The organism is Paenibacillus sp. EKM211P (assembly GCF_011066175.1).
Lineage (GTDB): Bacteria > Bacillota > Bacilli > Paenibacillales > Paenibacillaceae > Paenibacillus > Paenibacillus polymyxa.
The window spans coordinates 1-505 of record NZ_JAAMNS010000052.1 but is presented as its reverse complement, the minus strand read 5'-3'; the positions used below and the strand labels follow the sequence as shown (position 1 = coordinate 505).

1 protein-coding gene is annotated in these 505 nt (G+C 55.8%); it reads left to right on the top strand.

Annotation, left to right across the window (positions count from 1 at the left end; all coding sequences use genetic code 11):
- Positions 1–66 precede the first annotated feature (66 nt).
- Positions 67–505: Ig-like domain-containing protein (locus tag G9G57_RS25290; protein ID WP_446724837.1), on the top strand; the 439-nt coding region annotated here is incomplete at its 3' end.

The following is a 505-nucleotide window of genomic DNA, read 5'->3' as shown; positions in this document are numbered from 1 at the left end:
GACGGAAACGGTGGCACGGTGGATACGCAGTTCAACGTGACGATCACACCGGTGATTCCCGAAGCCGTGAACCATGCGCCGACGGTGGAAGCTTCGATCAGCAATGTAACGACAGGAGTCGCAGACGGCATCAAGACCGTGAGCCTTGCAGGTGTGTTCGCAGATGAAGACAGCGACGCGCTGACATTCACTGCAACTTCGACGAATGTGGGTGTGACCACAGTAGCGGTAAACGGAAGCGATCTGAAAATAACGCCAGTGAACGCCGGTACAGCCACGATTACGGTAACGGCAAATGACGGAAACGGTGGCACGGTGGATACACAGTTCAACGTGACGATCACACCGGTGATCCCCGAAGCCGTGAACCATGCCCCGACGGTGAAAACGTCGATCAGCAATGTAACGACAGGAGCCGCAGACGGCATCAAGACGGTGAGCCTTGCAGGTGTGTTCGCAGATGAAGACAGCGACGCGCTGACATTCACTGCAACTTCGACGAATG